A 19,594-nucleotide genomic window follows, 5' to 3' on the forward strand; every position below is an offset into this window, starting at 1 on the left:
CGACTCGCCTCGGCCAGCAGACGAAGAGACGGATGACTTCGGCCGCCGGTCGATGAATGGACAAGCAAGGCGGCCGGTGCTGCTCACTCGTCCTCGGAGCGGGCCTTGTTCTCCTGGTCCAGAGCCCGCATCAGCTCGAACCGGGACTTCACACCGACTTTGCGGTAGATATTCGTCAGTCTCAGCTCCACCGTCCGCACCGAGACGAAGAGCTCATGGGCTATGACATGGTTTTTGTAGCCCTGAGTGAGCAGTTCGACGACCGGAAGTTCTTTGTCGTTGAGGGAATCCGTGATCGACCCGGACGACTCGGCGTGCGTTTCTCCCACGACTCGAGCGTCCCCGAAGCCGATGTCGGCGAGGACGGACCGACCGATCGCCTTCATCTCTTCGCTGTCAGCGTCATAGCCGAGTTCCTTGAGCTTATGGGCATAGGCCAAGAACGTCCGGCCGCGCACATATTCGAGTTCCGGACTCGTCCACGAATCGAGGAGGCGGGAGAACTCCCTCCAAGCCTCATCGCCAGACATCAGCAGCGCTCTGCTGCGCGCGGCCGCCGCTGCAGTCCAGGTCATCGGCACATCCCGCTGTGCCTGTTCGAGCTCGGCGAGGATCCGCTTGGCTTTGGAGATATCGCCGACATAGACGAGGGACTCGATGAAGTCGTCGAGATAGCGCAGAAGGTGAGGGCTGGGCAGTCGCGTCGACAGGCGGTGGCAACGCGCGAAATGCCTGTTCGCGGAGGCGAAATCGCCCTCCTGCATCGCTGTTCGTGCTTCGATCGCCGCGAGCCTGCATCTCAGCAGCCAACTCGACCCCTGCGCCGTGAGTCGGCGGGCGTCGTGCACTGCGTTGCGGGCGAGATCCGAATGGCCGTCGAGGACCGCCATCATCGCGGTTCGAATGTGATCGTTGACGGACACACTCTCGTGATGGTCATTGCCGGCGGTGAGCAGTTCGTCCAATTCGCGAACGCGATGGTAGTTTCCGGCACGGCACTCGTTGTCGAACGCCACGACCCTGGACAACCTCGCCCACAGGGGTGTGAGATGAGATGACTGGTCGAAGAAGTTGCTCAACGCTGCACGAGCCTCGTCGAACCGGTCTGCCAAGGACAGAATCTGGGCGATGACGATCCATGAGAATTCGACGGCGAAGGTCCGGCGAATACGGTAGCCGATGACAACGAGTTCCTCGGTGGAGGGAAGGCATCGTCCATTGAGGGCTGCGTCGAAGAGATCGACGACTGATTCGACGACCTGAGCCACCTCTGCATCTGGGCCGAGCAGAGTTGATATCCGTTCAGCTGCTGCTCGTGCATTCTCTGCGTCCCATTGCTGGAGATAACAGAATCCCGTACTGGCCAACAGGGAGGCACAGGCTTGCGGTGATTTCTCCGCATTGCTGTCGACGACTCTCATCACATGCTGATCGTTGATCACGCTCAATTCGGCATAGTCGATGAGGATTCGCAGCCTCAGCACCGAGGGACTGACCTCATCGGTACCTTTCCGCCCCTGCAGAAACCGCAGATATCTGCGCGCAAGGGTGTACTGGCACTGTGCCATGAGTTCTGCGGTCAGCTCCTCGACCGCCGACTCAGGCGCAGGGCCGTCAGAGAGGAGAAGAGCTCGTTCTGCCAATTCCAGTCCGTGAAGTATCCGACCGCCTCGGACACATTCGGTTGCACACATCAACAGGCCGACGACTCTTTCGGCATCGATGGCAGCGAAACTGGTGTGCCACATGTGCAGCACAGCCTCATCGTCCGCGAGCTCATCGGCGATCGCCGCATGAAGACGATGACGTTCGGTGTCGGTTATCGAATAGTAGACAACCGATCGGATGCGTGGATCGCAGACCTCGACGCCGTTCCGCATCTGTCGGACCAATCCCTGTGCGACGAGGTCCTCGATGCTTCCCTCACCGACCTGCGCGACCTGCTCGGCGATGTGGGTGGGAATGTACGCACCGCATGAGATGACTCTGAGCGCATCCAGCATCTGTATGGAGCAGTTCTCGAACGAGCGCCCCGCTGTCTCCTGAAGCTCGGGACCGGGCCTGAGGGGAAGCGAGAGAGCTTCGTTCTCGTAGAGCGCTCCAGGGCGAATCGCCGAGAGGAGCGATTCGAATGACCCGGGATTGCCTGCACTGCACCTGGCGACGATTTCGAGCACGCTCTTCCACGCCAGAGGCGACGTCGAGGACAATCCCAACTCGATGAGCGATTCGACCTTGAGCGGGCTCAGGACGACCCGTGGAAAGCTGCTCAGGGGTCCGGATCTGTCGATCGACCGGACCGAGAGGATCGCGCGCAGATTCTTGACGCTGCGACGTCGCAGCAGATAGCCGATCACCTCTAGACTGGCCGGATCCATCAGATCGGCATCATCGACGATGACCGCGAAAGCGTTGAAAGCTCTCTGCCGCAGAGAAGCGTCGAGGTTCTCTGCGACGGCAAAGGTCGATCGTTCATCGGTGGACGACGTGATCAGCGACCGCAGGCTCGTCCCGACGGCATCGTCGACAGCCGCGAGGAACGCAGAAAGTCCTGAGAGTCGCCACTCCCTTTCGACCGGGTTGGCACGCACGATGCTCACCGAAAGGGTGGTTGCATCAGCCACAGAAGTGAGGAGAGTGGTACGCCCCGAACCGGCAGGGCCGGTGACGACGACCGTGTCGGACCCGGCTCCTCTGGTTACGCTCAGCAGTTCGCTGAGCTCGTTTTCGCGTAGGTTCTGGATCATCGAAGGTGCTCGCTTCTCGGTATCGCCTGCTCCACAGACCGCGGTGCGAAACGAGGAACGCACCAGGCTCAGAAGAAGCCTGTGAAAGGTGGGGAGCGGGAAACCCTGGCGCAATGGGTGGGTCGCGCATCTGGGGGAGTGGTCTGCGGATAGGGGATCAACGTGTTCCCGGGGTGGAAACTGCAGATGATGCTACCGAACATCAGGCGATTTCCGCGGAGAAAATGTTTCAGTCATTGAATAGTTTCGCGAAACTGTGGAATTTGCGGGATCTGAGCCACGGAAGACATCGGGCCCGTCTCGACATGATCTGCCATGTCGAGACGGGCCCGAGAATTGCGAAGGGGCATCCCCGCCGCCGGAAAGAGAATCGGCACGAGGTCCGAGCGCAGTGTGACTCAGCCGTCAGCGCTTCTTCACCGGTTTGAACGACGTCGAGCACTTCCACGTCGTCTTGCCCTTCTTTGCCGTCACGGTCACCTTGACAGCCTTACCTGGGGTAGCGCCGGAGATGTAGTACTTCAGAGAGGCCTTGCCCTTCTTTGACGCAGTGGCCTTCTTCTTCGTCTTCGTCGTCTTGTAGTGGGCAAGGGTCTCGACCTTGGCCTTCGAGCCGACCTTCGAGACATTGACCCAGGTGTTCGAGTACTGGCGGGGCTTCGAATTCGACATCTTCACTGCGCATTTCTTCGTCGCAGCTTCGGCGGGTGCCGCGTCGACGGCGATGGGGCCGGCGAGCAGGCCGACAGCAAGGGTCAGTGCCATGAGCTTCGAGCCCGTCTTCGTGCGGGCAAGGGTGGTCAAGGACATGATTCTCCAATGGGTTCCGAGTTGATGCGTCGACTTATCATAATCACGTCTGTCGTCGAAAGGAAACGCGGAATATTCGACAACTGAAGAAGTTGCGGAAGTGCGAGTGTGCAACCGAATTCACTCTGCTTGCGCCGGCGCTCGTGCGTGTGTTGCCCGTCACTCGAAACTGGGACACAATAGGGGTGCGAATATTACTGAACGATCGATCAGATCTTATGGTCGGTCTTCCATCCAGACTGTGAGGAACACATGAGCGAAGCGTTCATCTATGACGCAGTGCGCACCCCACGCGGCAAGAACCGCGGCGGAGCGCTGCACAGCGTCAAACCCATCGATCTCGTGACCGGACTCATCGACGCCATTCGCGAGCGCAACCCCGATCTCGACGACAAAGCCATCGACGACATCGTCCTCGGCGTTGTGTCCCCGGTCGGCGAGCAGGGGTCGGATATCGCCCGCGTCGCCGCCATCGTTGCTGGCCTCGACGAGTCCGTCGCCGGCGTTCAGGTCAACCGCTTCTGCGCCTCCGGGCTCGAAGCCGTCAACATCGCCGCCCAGAAGGTCGGCTCCGGCTTCGAGAACCTCGTCCTCGCCGGAGGCGTCGAATCCATGTCCCGTGTGCCGCTGGGATCCGACGGCGGAGCCTGGGCACAGGATCCGTCGACGAACTATGACACGTACTTCGTGCCGCAGGGCATCGGTGCCGACCTCATCGCCACCACAGAGGGCTTCAGCCGGGCAGACGTGGATGCCTTCGCCGCCGAATCGCAGAAGCGTGCCGCTGCTGCCTGGGAGAACAACCTCTTCGAAAACTCGATCATCCCGGTCAAGGACATCAACGGCATCACCGTGCTCGACCGCGATGAGCACATGCGTCCCGGCTCGACCGTCGAATCGCTGTCGCAGCTGCCACCGGCATTCTCCAAGCTCGCCGCACAGACCGGATTCGACGAGGTGGCTCTGCAGAAGTACCACTGGATCGAAGCCATCGACCACGTCCACACCGCCGCGAACTCCTCGGGAATCGTCGACGGCGCCTCGCTGGTCATCCTCGGCGACGAGGAAGTCGGCCAGAAGATGGGGATGAAACCCCGTGCCCGCATCGTCTCCACCGCGGTCACCGGCTCGGAACCCACGATTATGCTCACCGGTCCGACTCCGGCGACGAAGAAGGCCCTCGACAAAGCCGGCATGACCGTCGATGACATCGATCTGTTCGAACTCAACGAGGCATTCGCCGCCGTCGTGCTCAAGTGGATGAAGGACCTCAACGTCCCCCACGAGAAGGTCAACGTCAACGGCGGAGCTATCGCCATGGGCCACCCGCTGGGAGCCACCGGCGCCATGATTCTGGGCACTGTCCTCGACGAACTCGAGCGCCGCGACCTCAAGCGTGGACTCGTCACCCTGTGCATCGGCGCAGGCATGGGCATCGCGACGATCATCGAAAGGGTCTGACATGACGAACACTCAAACCACAGCTGCCGACTACCAGCGCAACACCGATGCCGAAGGCATCGTCACCGTCGTCATCGACGAACCCGGTGCCAAGGTCAACACCATGAACGACTACTTCGCAGCTGCCCTGGAGGCGACCGTGGAGTGGCTCGAAGCCAATGTCGATGACATCACCGGCGTCGTGCTGACCTCTCCGAAGAAGACCTTCTTCGCCGGCGGAAACCTCAACAAGCTGCGTGCGGCCGATCCGGCCAATGCTGAAGAGGAGTTCGCGACCGTCGAACACCTCAAGAAGGTGCTGCGTCGCCTCGAGACCTTCGGCAAGCCGGTCGTCGCCGCCCTCGGCGGTGCGGCACTGGGCGGCGGACTCGAACTCGCCCTGGCTGCTCACCACCGGATCGCCGCCGATGACAACCCGAGCGCCCGCTTCGGCTTCCCCGAGGTCTCACTCGGCCTGCTGCCCGGCGGCGGCGGAGTCGCCCGGTCGGTGCGCATGCTCGGCATCCAGACCGCACTGCAGAAGGCCATCCTGCCGTCGACGAAGTTCAAGGCCGCCGACGCCCAGGCGCTCGGCCTCATCGACGAACTCGCCCCCGCGGCCGAACTCAAATCCAAGGCCAAGGCCTGGATCAAGGCCAACCCCGAGGCTGTGCAGCCGTGGGACGTCAAGGGCTTCAAGATCCCCGGCGGCTCCCCGTCCTCGCCGAAGATCGGCGCGATGCTTCCCGCGCTGCCGTCCTTGCTGCGCAAGCAGGGCAAGGGTGCGCCGATGCCGGCTCCGCGAGCTGTGGTCGCCGCTGCGGTCGAAGGCGCACTGGTCGACATCGACACCGCGCTGACGGTCGAGTCCCGCTACTTCGTCAACGTCACCCATACTCCGGTGGCGAAGAACATGATCAAGGCGTTCTTCTTCGACCTCGGCCACATCAACTCCGGCGGCTCGCGCCCTGACGGTGTCACACCTCGTCAGGTGAAGAAGCTCGGCGTGATCGGTGCCGGAATGATGGGGGCGGCGATCGCCTACAGCGCAGCGAAGTCCGGTATCGAGGTCGTCCTCAAGGACGTCGAGCTCGCCAATGCGGAGAAGGGCAAGGCCTACGCCGCCAAGCGTGAGGAATCGGCCTTGGCCAAGGGCAAGACCACCGAGGCGAAGTCGCAAGCTGTCCTCGACCGGATCACCCCGAGTGCCTCGGCCGAGGATTTCGCCGGTGTCGACTTCGTCATCGAGGCGGTCTTCGAGTCCGTCGATCTCAAGCAGAAGGTGTTCCAGGAGATCCAGGACATCGTCGAGCCTGATGCGGTCCTCGGTTCGAACACCTCGACCCTGCCGATCACCGACCTGGCCAAGGGCGTCACCCGGGACAAGGACTTCATCGGTGTCCACTTCTTCTCACCGGCCGACAAGATGCCGCTGGTCGAGATCATCTGCGGTGAGAACACCTCCGACGAGGTCCTCGCCCGCACCTTCGACCTCGTGCAGCAGATCCGGAAGACTCCGATCGTCGTCAACGACTCGCGCGGATTCTTCACCTCCCGCGTCATCGGCACGTTCATCGCCGAGGCGGTCGCCGCCGTCGGCGAAGGCGTGGAGCCGGCCAGCGTGGAACAGGCGGCACTGCAGGCCGGGTACCCCACCGGTGCCCTGCAGCTGCTCGACGAACTGACGCTGACCCTGTCGCAGAAGATCAACAAGGAGACCCGCGACGCGGTCGAGGCCGCTGGCGGCACCTGGATAGCCCACCCCTCCGAAGCCGTCTTCGACTGGATGGTCGAGCAGGGACGGACTGGACGCAAGGACGGCGCCGGCTTCTACGACTACGACGAGAACGGCAAACGCACCACGCTGTGGCAGGGTGTGCGCGACAAGTACGAATCGGGATCGAATGATCAGCCCTTCGCCGATCTGCAGGAGCGGATGCTCTTCGCCGAGGCGATCGAGACGATCAAGTGCCTCGACGAGGGTGTGCTCACCTCGGTGCCGGACGCGAACATCGGTTCGATCTTCGGCATCGGATTCCCCGCGTGGACCGGCGGCGTGCTCCAGTACGTCAACCAGTACGAAGGCGGTCTGGCCGGCTTCGTCGACCGGGCGAATGATCTGGCTGCGAAGTACGGCGAGCACTTCACACCGCCGGCCTCGCTGGTCGAACGCGCGAAGACCGGGGAAACCTACGAGTAAGAGGAGACCCCTGGAATAGCCTGATGGCCTTCCGGTGTTGTCCAGTCACACTGAGACTTCAGTGTCACTGACATCTACCGGAAGGCCATTGCCATGCGCGCCGCCGTCTATGACGCCTACACCGAGAACTTCGACGACATCACCGTCCGCGAGCTGCCCGATCCGAAGCTGCCGCCCGCCTCGGTGCTCATCGAAGTCAAGGCTGCCGGAGTCAACCCGGTCGACTGGAAGCTCGTCGGCGGGCACCTCGACCCGGTCATGCCCACGCAGTTCCCCGTCATCCCGGGCTGGGACGTCGCCGGTGTCGTCGTCGGACTCGGCTTCGACACCCCGGAATTCTCCATCGGCGATGAAGTCGTCGCCTATGCACGCAAGGACGTGCTCGGCGGTGGGACCTTCGCCGAGAAGGTCGCCGTCCCCGTGCGTGCGGTCGCCCCGAAGCCGAAGAGTCTGAGCTGGGAACAGGCAGGCGGACTGCCGTTGGCCGGCGGCACCGCTCTGCGGACCCTCGAGTCCCTCGGCGACCTGGCGGGCAAGACCGTGCTCATCCACGGAGCCTCCGGGGGAGTGGGCGGCTTCGCCGTGCAGATCGCCCGAGCCGCCGGAGCACGCGTCATCGGCACCGCGTCCGAAGCCAATCATGAATACCTGCGCGGACTCGGCGCCGAGCCCGTGACCTACGGCGACGGCCTGGTCGAGCGCGTTCTCGAGGCTGCCGGCGGCGAGGTCGACGGGGTCGCGGACTTCGTCGGGGGAGTCCTCGACGACACCCTGGCCGTGCTCGCCGAGGGCGGAACGCACGCCTCGGTGGCCGATCCCAGTGTCGCCGAGCACGGCGGACGCTACATCTGGGTGCGTCCCGACGGCTCCGAGACTGCTCGCCTCGGTCTCCTCGTCGACGAAGGAAAACTCACCGTCGACATCGCAGGCACCTACGGCCTCGACGATGTTCCCCGGGCCTTCAAGGACAGCGCCACCGGTCACATCCGCGGCAAGCTCGTCATCGTGCCCTGAATATCGGCTATACCGTCCTCGGTGATCGAAATATCGCCGAGGCGGGACTCGGCTGATCCGGTGATCAGCTGAGTCCCAGCGCCGCGGCCGCTGCGGCGCGCAATTCGACCCCGACCACCTCGGCGCTGGAGCGACGAGCCTGGTGCGGGGTCGAATTCATCATCCCGAACGCCGCATGCACGCGCACAGTGGCCGATTCCAGAGTCCACGCCGGATGGGCGGCCTCGACGACCTCCGCCCACCGACTGACATAGGCACGCTGGAGACGGCGCACGGTCCGTCGCGATTCGTCCGGCAGCGCCTCGAGGTCACGGTCCTGGATGCGGATGAGCTCGGGCTCGCTCATGGCGAAGTCGACATGGAAGTCGATGAGACGCCGCAGGGTCGGGACCGCCTCGGTGGGGGAGATCCCCGACGCGGTGTCCCATGCCGCGGAGACGATCTCCTCGCCTCCGGACTGGAGATACGCAGAGATGCCGACGAGGAGCTCCTCGAGCACGGCCTCCTTCGACGAGAAATGCCGGTAGACCGCCGGCGCCGAGATCCCCGCACCTTTGCCCAGGTCGTCGAGGCGCACCCCATGGAAGCCGTGCCGGGCATAGAGCGTCTTCGCGACCTCGAGCAGCTGCTCGCGCCTGGCTGCCTTCGCCGCTGCCCGCGCCGTCGGCTTGGCCTCGTCCGAGATCGACATCCGGCCTCCTTCCCTGAGCCTGATGCCCACCGCCTGGGACGACGTCGGTGCGGGCTGGCTCGTGCGTTGTCAGTTCTGCCTGTGAGCAGTATCATAGCAGTCAGTTAAGAATCATTAACTGAAATGAGGATGGAATGAGAGCAGTGGGAACTGCGGTCAGTCCGGCGACGGGGCAGGTCAACTCCGAGGCCCACGCCGAACTCATCGCTGAACTCCGGGAGCGCATTGCGGCCACAGCCCGCGGCGGTTCCGAGAAGTCCAGACAGCGCCATATCGATCGCGGAAAGCTGCTGCCGCGTGAGCGCGTCGAGCATCTCCTCGACCCCGGCACTCCCTTCCTCGAACTCTCTCCGCTGGCCGCCAACGGCATGTATGACGATGCCAGCCCGGGCGCCGGAATCATCACCGGAATCGGGCGGGTCGCCGGCCGCGAATGCGTGATCGTGGCCAATGACGCCACCGTCAAGGGCGGAACCTACTACCCGGTGACCGTGAAGAAGCACCTCCGGGCCCAGGAAGTCGCCAAAGAGAACAGCCTTCCGTGCATCTACCTCGTCGACTCCGGTGGCGCGAACCTGCCGAATCAGGACGACGTCTTCCCCGACCGAGAGCACTTCGGTCGCATCTTCTTCAACCAGGCCACACTCTCCGCTGCCGGAATCCCGCAGCTGGCCGCCGTCATGGGCTCCTGCACCGCCGGCGGCGCCTACGTCCCCGCGATGGCCGACGAATCGATCATCGTCTCCGAGCAGGGCACGATCTTCCTCGGAGGCCCACCGCTGGTCAAGGCCGCCACCGGCGAGGAAGTCACCGCCGAGGAGCTCGGCGGCGGAGCCCTGCACTCCCGCGTCTCCGGCGTCACCGACCACCTCGCGGCCAATGACCCCCATGCACTGGAGATCATGCGCGACATCGTCTCGACTCTCGGGCCGAAGAGCACTCCGAACTGGGACGTCATCGAATCCCGCATGCCGGCACACTCGCCGGAGGAGCTGACCTCGGTGGTGCCGGTGGACTCGCGAACACCGTATGACGTCCGCGAGGTCATCGCCCGCCTCGTAGACGGATCCGAGTTCCACGAGTTCAAAGCCGAATACGGCACGAGCCTCGTCACCGGATTCGCTCACCTCGACGGACACCCCGTCGGCATCGTCGCCAACAACGGAATCCTCTTCGGCGAATCCGCGCAGAAGGGCGCCCACTTCATCGAGCTCTGCGACCAGCGCAGCGTGCCCTTGGTGTTCCTGCAGAACATCTCGGGATTCATGGTCGGCCGCGACTACGAAGCCGGCGGCATCGCCAAACACGGTGCGAAGATGGTCAACGCCGTCGCCACCGCCCGCGTCCCGAAGTTCACCGTCGTCATCGGCGGCTCCTTCGGCGCCGGCAACTACTCGATGTGCGGCCGCGCGTACTCCCCGCGTTTCCTGTGGATGTGGCCCAATGCCCGCATCTCCGTGATGGGCGGCGAACAGGCCGCCAGCGTGCTCTCGACCGTCAGGCGCGACCAGCTCGAGGCCCGCGGCGAGGAGTGGAGCGCCGAGGCCGAAGACACGTTCAAACAGCCCATCCGCGACCAGTACGAAGCCCAGGGAAACCCGTACTACTCGACGGCTCGCCTGTGGGATGACGGGATCATCGAACCCGGTGACACCCGCCAGGTACTGGCACTGGCCCTCGAACTCGCCCGCTTCGGACCGATGGAACGCCCGCTGAATGCCAGCGGCTACGGCGTCTTCAGAATGTGAGCCCCACCATGACGAAAATGTTCACAACAGTCCTCATCGCCAACCGCGGCGAGATCGCCCTGCGCGTCATCCGCACCTGCCGCCGACTCGGCATCCGCACCGTCGCCGTCTACTCCGACGCCGACGCCCGTGCGGCCCACGTCAAGGCCGCCGACACCGCGGTCCACCTGGGGCCGGCCGCCGCCTCCGAGTCCTATCTGCGCATCGACAAGGTCATCGCCGCAGCACAGGCCACGGGAGCCGAAGCCATCCACCCCGGCTACGGATTCCTGTCGGAGAACGCCGAATTCTCCGCTGCCTGCGCCGACGCCGGAATCGTCTTCCTCGGCCCCGGAGCCGACGCGATCCGGACGATGGGCGACAAGATCACCGCGAAGCAGGCTGTCTCCTCCCGCGGGGTGCCGCTCGTGCCCGGCACGAAGGACGCCGCGATGAGCGACGAGGCCCTCATTGCGGCTTCGACGGACATCGGCTTCCCCGTGCTCATCAAGCCCTCCGCCGGCGGCGGCGGCAAAGGAATGCACGCGGTGTTCGAAGCCGACAAACTCGCCGAGGCGCTGCGGACCGCCCGCCGCGAAGCCGCGAGCTCCTTCGGCGACGACACGCTGTTCCTCGAACGCCTCGTCGCCACCCCGCGCCATATCGAAGTCCAGATCATGGCCGACGCGCACGGCAACGTCATCCACCTCGGCGAACGCGAATGCTCCCTGCAGCGCCGTCACCAGAAGGTCATCGAGGAAGCACCCTCTGCGCTGCTGGACGAAGAGACCCGCGCCCGAATCGGCCAGGCCGCCTGCGAGACCGCGAAGTCCGTCGGCTACGTCGGCGCCGGCACTGTCGAGTTCATCGTCGGGGCCGACCGTCCCGATGAGTTCTTCTTCATGGAGATGAACACCCGACTGCAGGTCGAACACCCCGTCACCGAGGAGGTCACCGGAGTGGACCTCGTCGAACTCCAACTGCGCGTCGGCGCGGGCGAAGAGCTGCCGCTGACGCAGGATGACATCACACTGACCGGGCATTCGATCGAAGCGAGAATCTACGCCGAGGATCCCTCGCGCGGATTCCTGCCCACCGGTGGGCGTGCCCTCGACGTCGTCTTCCCAACCGGTGAGGGCATCCGCGTCGATGCCGGCCTCGACGCTGGCCAGACCATCGCCTCGGACTACGACCCGATGATCGCGAAACTCATCGTCCGTGCCGACGATCGGGCAGCGGCGCTCAAGCGGCTCGATGCCGCGCTCGCCGCCTCGGCGGTGCCGGGAATCGTGACGAACATCGACTTCCTGCGCACCCTTCTCGCACTGCCCGAGGTGATCTCCGGGGGCCTCGACACCTCACTCATCGACAACCTCGGCGAGGATCAGCTGGCGCACAGCGCCGGTGAGACCCACGCGCAGCTGGCGGCCGCCGCTGTCACGGTCACCGGGGGAGCGGCAGGCACGACCCTGACCGGACCGGTCACGGACGCCGAACTGACCGCGAATCGGTCGGCCGCCTCGGCGTGGGCAGGACCCAGCGCCTGGCGCACCTCACGTCCGGACTTCCACCCCACGGTCACCCTGGCCACGGGCGGGGAGACGGTCGACGTCGAGACTCGAGCGGGAGCCGTCGAGGTCGACGCCGACGGACTGTGGCATGTCACCCTCGACGGGATTCAGCACACCGCCCGGATCTTCTCCGATGCCCGTGACCGCAGCATCTGGGTGAGCACCGACACCGGAATCCACGTCTTCACCCGGCCCTTGGCCGATGCGTCGCTGACACCTGGGTTGGAAGGCGCAGAGGTGCTCGCACCGATGCCCGGCTCCGTCGTCGATATCAAGGTCGAGACCGGGGATGCAGTCGGACAGGGAGCACCGATCGTCGTCGTCGAGGCGATGAAGATGGAGCACGTGCTCACCGCACCGGCTGCCGGAATCGTCACCGTCACCGCTGTCGAAGGCGCCCAAGTCGCTCTCGACGAAGTGCTCGCCACGGTCGTCGACGAAGCCGCCGCCGAGGCCGTCGCAGACGCCGCCGAATAGTCACCAGCCACTCACACCACAACCACGCCACAAGCGGGGAGGAAACAATGGAAACCTTTGTTCCGGGAATGCTGCCCGAAGAATACGAAGACCTGCGCCAAGGTGTCGCGAAATTCGCCGACGAAGAGGTAGCACCCGTCTCAGCCGAACTCGACGCCAAGCACGAGTTTCCCTACGACCTCGTTGCGAAGATGGGCGAGATGGGGCTCTTCGGTCTGCCCTTCGACGAAGAGTACGGCGGAATGGGCGGCGACTACTTCGCCCTGTGCCTGGCCATCGAAGAACTCGGCCGGGTCAACCAGTCCCTGGCCATCACGCTCGAGGCCGGGGTCTCGCTCGGGGCGATGCCGATCTACCGCTTCGGCACCGAAGAGCAGAAGAAGGAATGGCTGCCGAAGCTCACCGACGCCTCGGGCCTGGCCGCCTTCGGCCTGACCGAACCCGAGGCCGGATCCGATGCCGGCGGCACCCGGACCAAGGCCACTCTGGAGGGCGGGACCTGGACGATCAACGGCAGCAAGTGCTTCATCACGAACTCCGGCACCGACATCACCCGCCTGGTCACCGCCACCGCCGTGACCGGAACCCGAACCTCGAAGTCGGGCCGCGAAGTGCCTGAGATCTCGACGATCATGATTCCGACCGGCACCCCCGGCTTCACCGCCGAACCGGCCTATGACAAGGTCGGCTGGAACTCCTCGGACACGCACCCGCTCACCTTCGACAATGTGCAGGTGCCCGAAGAGAACCTGCTCGGCGAACGCGGACGCGGCTACGCGAACTTCCTGCGCATCCTCGACGAGGGCCGCATCGCCGTGGGCGCCCTGTCCGTCGGCGCCGCCCAGGGCTGCGTCGATGAATCAGTGAAGTACGCGAAGGAACGCCAGGCCTTCGGCAAGCCGATCGCCGACTTCCAGGGCATCTCCTTCAAGATCGCCCGCATGGAAGCACGCGTCGTCGCAGCCCGGTCGGCGTACTACCTCGCGGCTTCGCGGATGCTCGCCGGACTCCCGTTCAAGAAGGAAGCTGCTATTGCAAAGATGATCGCCGGCGAAGCAGCCATGGACAATGCGCGCGACGCCACCCAGATCCACGGCGGCTACGGCTTCATGAACGAATACCTCGTGGCTCGCCACTACCGCGACTCGAAGATCCTCGAAGTCGGTGAAGGCACCACCGAGGTCCAGCTCATGCTCATCGCCCGCGAACTCGGACTCTGAGCTCCCGCTCCTGATCTGAGAGCAGGTGCCGACCTTCCGTCGGCCACCCATGCCAAATCGCCCGCCGAGGCGGCGCCGCACATCCGTACGGACGTGCAGGTCCGCCTCGGCGGGCGATATTCTTATCCGATAACACCGTGAGGTGAGACGGCGACCGAAAGGGAAGTGGGAGCACATGGATCTCAGCATGGTGGCATCGGTGGCGACGACGACGTGGATCGTCATCGAATACATCGTGAAGATCATCGCGGTCGGTGTGGTGCCGGAGAACCGTCGCCCGTCATCGTCATCGGCATGGCTGCTGCTCATCCTGTTCGTGCCGATCGTCGGAATTCCCGCATTCCTGCTGCTCGGCAGCCCTTATATCAACCAGCGCCGGGCGCGGATCCAGGCCGAAGCGAACGAACTCATGCACGAAGGCGCCGACGACCTGCCCGATGTGCCGCCGTCTCTGGTCGCCGAGCCCGAATTCGTCTCCGTCGCCCAGCTGGGGCGGGCACTGACCGCGCTGCCGATGGTCACCGGCGACAGCCATGGGGTGATCTCCGATTACGCAGCGTCGATAGCGCGGATGGCCGAACTCGTCGACGAAGCACACGAATACGTCCACGTCGAGATCTACATCATGGCGTGGGATTCGACGACCGACGTCTTCTTCCAGGCGCTCGAGCGAGCATCTGCGCGCGGGGTCGAAGTCCGTGTCCTCTTCGACCACATCGGATCCCGGAAGTATCCGGGATTCCACCGGCTCGGCAAACGACTGAACGCGGCCGGCATCGAATGGCACCTGATGCTGCCGTTCATTCCATGGCGAGGCAAGGCTAGGCGCATCGACCTGCGCAACCACCGCAAGCTGCTCGTCATCGACGGCAAGCGGGCGATGATGGGTTCGCAGAACATGATCGATTCGAGCTACCTCAACAGGAAGAACTCACAGATCGGCCGGAACTGGCACGACATCATGGTCGAGCTTTCCGGGCCCATCGTCGCCGGAATCGAGGCGGTGTTCTCCACCGACTGGTATTCCGAATCGGGACAGGCTCTGGGTATCCGCCCGTACGAGCGCGACGGCAATGAGCCCGAAGTCGGCGGGGCGACGAGCGCGATGCAGCTGGTTCCTTCGGGGCCCGGGTTCACGACCGCTCCGAACCTCAAGGTCTTCACCTCGATGATGTACCTGGCGCAGAAGCGTCTGGCCATCGTCAGCCCCTACTTCGTGCCCGACGAATCGCTGCTGGCCGCCGTGGAGACCGCGGCCAGGCGTGGGGTCGACGTCGAACTCTACGTCAGCGAGCAGGCGGACCAGTACATGGTCGACCGGGCACAGTCGTCCTACTACCGGTCGCTGCTCGAAGCTGGGGTGCGGATCTTCCTGTACCCGAAACCCGCCGTGCTGCACACGAAGTGCTTCATCGTCGACGACCTCTATGCTGTGATGGGCTCATCCAACATGGACATGCGCTCGTTCGGCCTCAACTACGAGATCAGCCTGCTGACCACCGGCGGCGACCTGGTCGACGACATCATCGATGTCGTCGCCGACTACCAGGGCGTCAGCGACGAACTCACCCTGGAGGAATGGGAGAAGCGGCCATGGCCCCGCCGCTATATGGAGTCCGTCATGCGCCTGACGTCGTCGCTGCAGTAGGCGGGCTAGGGGCAGGCTGCTTCGCCGAGAAACGGGCTGAGGCACGGCTGCTTCGCCGAGAAACGGGCTGAGTGTCGAGAAACGGGTGCGTACACCCGTGTTTCGACACTCAGCCCGTTTTTCGCTGATCAGTCGTCTCGATGGCCCGCTTGATCGCAGCGAAGATGCGAGGTCTGAAGAGGTCGCCGAAGCTCAGGTTGAAGACCTTGAAGCCGGCGTTGAGAAGATCCATATTGCGCTGATGACTCAATTTGGCCGCCTCATCAGGGCCGTGAGGGTTGAGATAGAACTTGCCGAGACCGTGGACTTCCACTGCGACAGCAGCGGACTTGTGCCGAAAGTCATTGCGTCCGATGAACTTGCCCGACTCTGTGAACGTGTCGACCTGCGGGACCATTCCGGTTACTCCGAAGCGATGGAACTTCACTGCGCAGACCGCCTCGGCTGGAGATTCATACTCGGCGCTCGAGAGATCAACGGCCAAGAGGGCTCTTCGGCGTCCGCGTTGCCCTTTCGCCAACAGATCGGTGATATCTGCCCGGTCCACCTCTCCCGAACGGAGTGCTTGAGAGATGAGCGGTACAGAAACTTCGAGCGAACGGTCAAGAGCAACGTCAGCCAGAGTCCTGGGCAGAGTGGTGACCGGATAGGCGAACTCGGATGAGACCTGTTCCGGTGGAAGTCTGCGCGAGTAGATGAACACGCCGTCGTAGTTGCGGGTAGGGGAGTTCCTGGAGATCTCGACTTTCGACGATTCGAGCACAGCGGGGTCAAGACAGTGGATGAGCGCGGCCGAAACATGAGAGAACACATCTCCCGGCAGAAGCTCACCGAGGCGGCATGCGATCTGGACCCGCAGCTCCTCGGCTTCGTCCCGCAGATCTCCGAAGGTTTTTGGAAACGAAGTGTCGTGATCCGTGGAAAGACCGCGGATGGGTCCGTGATGGCTATCATCACACGACTTGCGGATCACGTAGTGACCCTTCCTGACTAGGCGCAGGCAGCATCGTTTGGCTTCGGCCAACTGTCTGCGGGACATGCCGAGTCCACGGAGCTGTTGCGCTGTCAGCACTTGGAACATCTATCAAGGATGCTCTTAAAATATACCAAATGCAAGCAAATACTATTAAACGTGGTTTATTTGTGTGGTCAGATGGTGCAGCTTCGGCGACGGCGAAGGTGAAGGGATTGATGCAGCACGGGCCTGTGCTGGGTTGCAAGGTCGCCGGCTCCATCGAAAAACGGGCTGAGTGTCGAGAAACGGGTGCGTACACCCGTGTTTCGACACTCAGCCCGTTTCTCGGCGGCCCGGGGTGCATGCCCCCTGTCTCTCGGCGAAGGAGTGCGTGCCTCAGGCGGAACCCGTGGGGTCGGGGCCGAGGTCGCCGCGGCTCTCCAGCGGCACGTCCAGCAGATTGTGGACGCCGTCGACGATCTCGTTGGGTCGGAACGGAAAGCGGCGGACATCCTCGGCGGTGGAGATTCCCGACAGCACGAGGACCGTGTGCATGCCCGCTTCCATGCCCGCGATGATGTCGGTGTCCATGCGGTCGCCGATCATTGCGGTGCTCATCGAATGGGCGCCGATCCGGTTCAGGGCCGAGCGGAACATCATCGGGTTGGGCTTGCCCACGACGTAGGGTTCGCGGTTCGTCGCCTTCGTGATGAGAGCGGCGATGGCGCCGGTGGCGGGCAGGACGCCCTCGGGGGAGGGACCGGTGGCGTCGGGGTTCGTGACGATGAAGCGGGAGCCGGCGTCGATGAGGCGGATCGCCTTCGTGATCGCCTCGAACGAATATGAATGGGTCTCGCCGACGACGACGAAGTCCGGGTCGTGCTCGGTCATGACGAACCCGGCCTCGTGGATCGCCGTGGTCAGCCCCGCCTCGCCGACGACATAGGCCGTGCCGTGCTCGACCTGATTGGACAGGAAATCCGCGGTGGCCATCGCAGAGGTCCAGATGTTCGACTCGGGGACGTCGAGCCCGTTCGAGCGCAGCCGGGCGGAGAGATCACGAGCGGTGTAGATGGAGTTGTTCGTCAGCACCAGGTAGGGGATATCGGCCTGACGCCACTGGGCGAGCAGCTCTGCGGCTCCCGGCAGAGGATTGTTCTCCTTGACCAGGACACCGTCCATATCGGTCAGCCAGCAGTCGATCGAATCGCGATCCATGTCTCTCCTCGAGCTCGGGGTGGGCCGAAGCGGCTGCTTCCAGCCTAGTCGGGTTGGGCGCAAGTGTGCTGAGAAGTCCGATCCGGGGTGGTGCCGTACCCCTTTGCGGATCGTCCCAGAGCCCTCTTGACGGAGCGGTCGAAAAGTGTATTGTAGTAATCACTTAATTAAGGGGATGCTTAAATGAGTATGGATCACGTCTTCGCGGCGCTTGCCGATCCGACGCGTCGGGCGATCATCGATCGTCTGCGCGGGGGAGACAAGACCGCCGGTGAGCTCGCGGAGCCGCTGCCGATCAGTCGTTCCGCGGTCTCCCAGCACCTCAAGGTGCTCGAGACGGCGGGGCTGATCACTCGATCGAAATCCGCGCAGCAGCGCATCGTCGCACTCAACGCCGATGCCCTCACCGAGGCCGCCGGCTGGCTGCAGGCGGCCCACGACGAATGGCAGCAGCGCTTCGACAGCCTCGACCTCATCCTCGCCGAGGAGGTGCCCACCGATACATCGACGACCGACCCGTCGACCACAGATCGAACTGCGGACTGACTATCGACATCAACGACGTGCCGAATGACGCAGACATCACGTATGACGCAGACATCATGCACGACTCAAGGAGGAGAACAGCGATGAACGCCGAGAACACAGCCAACACAGACACCACAGCCAACACAGTGACCGATCCGAACAGCGCACAGGCGGGAGAACCCGGATTCACCATCGTCCGCGAATTCGCCGCCCCGCGCGCCCGCGTCTGGGAAGCCTGGACGAACCCGGAAGTCATGGCCCGCTGGTTCCACCCCGAAACGCTGGTCACTCCACGCGAATCCGTATCCGTCGACCTGCGGGTCAGCGGCGAATACACCTATACGATGCGCATACCCGATACGGGGCAGGAGTTCCCGACTGCCGGGAAGTACCTTCACATCGACGAGCCCGTCCGCCTCGACTTCACTTGGGGAAGTCCCGGCGAGGTCGACGATGCCCCGCGCGTCAGCGTCGCACTTGAGGAGATCGGCGCCGACCGCACTCGCATGACGTTCACGCTGACCGGCCTGCCCAATGACTCGGGTGAAGACGCCAGTGCCTACGACGGATGGTCATCGGCCTTCAACGAACTCGGTACAGAGCTCGGGTCCTGACCGGTGCCGACAGATCACGGCGGTGGATCGCCTCAGGCATCGCCGAGGTGGTCCACCGCAGCGAGCGACCGCAGGGTCCGATTGCCGAATCGATCGTCCTCGGTCAGTTCGGTGATGCACCCGGAATGCGCGGCGAACGTCGCCCGCCCCATCGCCTCAAGAGGCAGTTCGAGCCACCGACCGATGACGAACGTGTGGGCGAAGCCGTGGGTGACGACCACCTGGTGCGAGGCTCGCTGCGTGAGGATCTCGCCGACCGCGGCGTAGATCCGAGCACCGGCCTCGCGTCGCGTCTCCGCGCCGTCGATGCCTTCGGCATGATCGAGGCGCATCGTGTGGTCGAAGGCGTCGTCGGGCACGGGTGGGAAGATGAAGCGCGCGTCCAGCCAGGACTGCTCCCGTCCCTCCGCGACTCCGTACGACTTCTCGCGCAGACCCGGGTGGTCGATTGCGCGCGTGCCGAGTCGATCGGCGATCGCTTCGGCGGTCCTGCGCGTCCGTTTGAGATCAGAGGTGAATACCGGCGCGGAGGCGGCCGTCGGGATCCGCGACCGCAGTTCGGCGGCGATGCGATCGGCTTGGAGTTTGCCGCGGACGGTGAGCTCGGAATCGTGCCACCCGCCGACCCGGGCCTCGAGATGGTGTCGGGCCTCCGGGTGGGTGACGACGAAGAGGGATCGTGTGATGGCCATGGTGTGCTCGATCCTACCGACCCCCGGGTCGCAGGGGTCCGG

The 19,594-nt window shown here is 64.0% G+C and carries 15 protein-coding genes; 9 read left to right on the forward strand and 6 right to left on the reverse strand.

What is annotated here, in order from left to right:
* Nucleotides 1-83 precede the first annotated feature (83 nt).
* Both KTJ89_RS05860 and KTJ89_RS05865 read right to left on the reverse strand, forming a co-directional pair.
* Nucleotides 84-2,747: a LuxR family transcriptional regulator gene (locus tag KTJ89_RS05860; protein ID WP_172173878.1), complete on the reverse strand. Its 2,664-nt coding sequence runs from the start codon at nucleotides 2,745-2,747 to the stop codon at nucleotides 84-86.
* 405 nt (nucleotides 2,748-3,152) lie between these two features.
* On the reverse strand, nucleotides 3,153-3,557 hold the full coding sequence (locus KTJ89_RS05865; RefSeq protein WP_139468687.1) for a hypothetical protein: 405 nt from the start codon (nucleotides 3,555-3,557) through the stop codon (nucleotides 3,153-3,155).
* 252 nt (nucleotides 3,558-3,809) lie between these two features.
* Here KTJ89_RS05865 and KTJ89_RS05870 point away from each other — a divergent pair, with 252 nt between their 5' ends.
* The 3 genes from KTJ89_RS05870 (at nucleotide 3,810) to KTJ89_RS05880 (ending at nucleotide 8,211) form a co-directional block, all read left to right on the forward strand.
* Nucleotides 3,810-5,018, forward strand: coding sequence for an acetyl-CoA C-acetyltransferase (locus tag KTJ89_RS05870; protein WP_172173875.1), 1,209 nt, complete (start codon nucleotides 3,810-3,812; stop codon nucleotides 5,016-5,018).
* Nucleotide 5,019: 1 nt separating this feature from the next.
* A complete protein-coding gene (locus tag KTJ89_RS05875; RefSeq protein ID WP_259357061.1) occupies nucleotides 5,020-7,197 on the forward strand; it encodes a 3-hydroxyacyl-CoA dehydrogenase NAD-binding domain-containing protein in 2,178 nt (725 codons plus the stop codon).
* 93 nt (nucleotides 7,198-7,290) lie between these two features.
* Nucleotides 7,291-8,211, forward strand: coding sequence for an NADP-dependent oxidoreductase (locus tag KTJ89_RS05880; RefSeq protein WP_172173872.1), 921 nt, complete (start codon nucleotides 7,291-7,293; stop codon nucleotides 8,209-8,211).
* A 64-nt stretch (nucleotides 8,212-8,275) separates the two neighbouring features.
* Here the strand turns inward: KTJ89_RS05880 and KTJ89_RS05885 are convergent, their stop codons facing one another.
* A complete protein-coding gene (locus tag KTJ89_RS05885) occupies nucleotides 8,276-8,902 on the reverse strand; it encodes a TetR/AcrR family transcriptional regulator (RefSeq protein WP_139907209.1) in 627 nt (208 codons plus the stop codon).
* A 134-nt stretch (nucleotides 8,903-9,036) separates the two neighbouring features.
* Here KTJ89_RS05885 and KTJ89_RS05890 point away from each other — a divergent pair, with 134 nt between their 5' ends.
* The 4 genes from KTJ89_RS05890 (at nucleotide 9,037) to cls (ending at nucleotide 15,545) form a co-directional block, all read left to right on the forward strand.
* Nucleotides 9,037-10,650: a carboxyl transferase domain-containing protein gene (locus KTJ89_RS05890; protein ID WP_172173869.1), complete on the forward strand. Its 1,614-nt coding sequence runs from the start codon at nucleotides 9,037-9,039 to the stop codon at nucleotides 10,648-10,650.
* A 17-nt stretch (nucleotides 10,651-10,667) separates the two neighbouring features.
* Nucleotides 10,668-12,677: an acetyl/propionyl/methylcrotonyl-CoA carboxylase subunit alpha gene (locus tag KTJ89_RS05895; protein ID WP_259357062.1), complete on the forward strand. Its 2,010-nt coding sequence runs from the start codon at nucleotides 10,668-10,670 to the stop codon at nucleotides 12,675-12,677.
* A gap of 47 nt (nucleotides 12,678-12,724) precedes the next feature.
* The gene (locus tag KTJ89_RS05900) at nucleotides 12,725-13,897 is read left to right on the forward strand and encodes an acyl-CoA dehydrogenase family protein (protein ID WP_139468680.1); all 1,173 of its coding nucleotides are present in this window, start codon (nucleotides 12,725-12,727) and stop codon (nucleotides 13,895-13,897) included.
* Between the two features lie 175 nt (nucleotides 13,898-14,072).
* On the forward strand, nucleotides 14,073-15,545 hold the full coding sequence (cls, locus tag KTJ89_RS05905; RefSeq protein ID WP_172173863.1) for a cardiolipin synthase: 1,473 nt from the start codon (nucleotides 14,073-14,075) through the stop codon (nucleotides 15,543-15,545).
* Between the two features lie 109 nt (nucleotides 15,546-15,654).
* Here the strand turns inward: cls and KTJ89_RS05910 are convergent, their stop codons facing one another.
* Complete coding sequence (locus KTJ89_RS05910; protein WP_139468678.1) at nucleotides 15,655-16,584, reverse strand: hypothetical protein; 930 nt, start codon at nucleotides 16,582-16,584, stop codon at nucleotides 15,655-15,657.
* Nucleotides 16,585-16,896: 312 nt separating this feature from the next.
* The gene (locus KTJ89_RS05915; protein ID WP_139468677.1) at nucleotides 16,897-17,718 is read right to left on the reverse strand and encodes an HAD-IIA family hydrolase; all 822 of its coding nucleotides are present in this window, start codon (nucleotides 17,716-17,718) and stop codon (nucleotides 16,897-16,899) included.
* Nucleotides 17,719-17,901: 183 nt separating this feature from the next.
* Here KTJ89_RS05915 and KTJ89_RS05920 point away from each other — a divergent pair, with 183 nt between their 5' ends.
* Nucleotides 17,902-18,264, forward strand: coding sequence for an ArsR/SmtB family transcription factor (locus tag KTJ89_RS05920; RefSeq protein ID WP_259357063.1), 363 nt, complete (start codon nucleotides 17,902-17,904; stop codon nucleotides 18,262-18,264).
* 83 nt (nucleotides 18,265-18,347) lie between these two features.
* Nucleotides 18,348-18,860 (forward strand): SRPBCC family protein, encoded by a 513-nt coding sequence (locus KTJ89_RS05925; RefSeq protein ID WP_259357064.1) that lies wholly within the window; start codon nucleotides 18,348-18,350, stop codon nucleotides 18,858-18,860.
* Between the two features lie 32 nt (nucleotides 18,861-18,892).
* Here KTJ89_RS05925 and KTJ89_RS05930 read toward each other — a convergent pair whose 3' ends face one another.
* Entirely contained in the window at nucleotides 18,893-19,552 is a 660-nt protein-coding gene (locus tag KTJ89_RS05930; RefSeq protein ID WP_259357065.1) for a histidine phosphatase family protein, read from the reverse strand.
* Between the last annotated feature and the right edge of the window lie 42 nt (nucleotides 19,553-19,594).

It is taken from the genome of Brevibacterium sediminis, assembly GCF_024895295.1.
In the GTDB taxonomy this organism is placed as follows: Bacteria; Actinomycetota; Actinomycetes; order Actinomycetales; family Brevibacteriaceae; genus Brevibacterium; species Brevibacterium sediminis.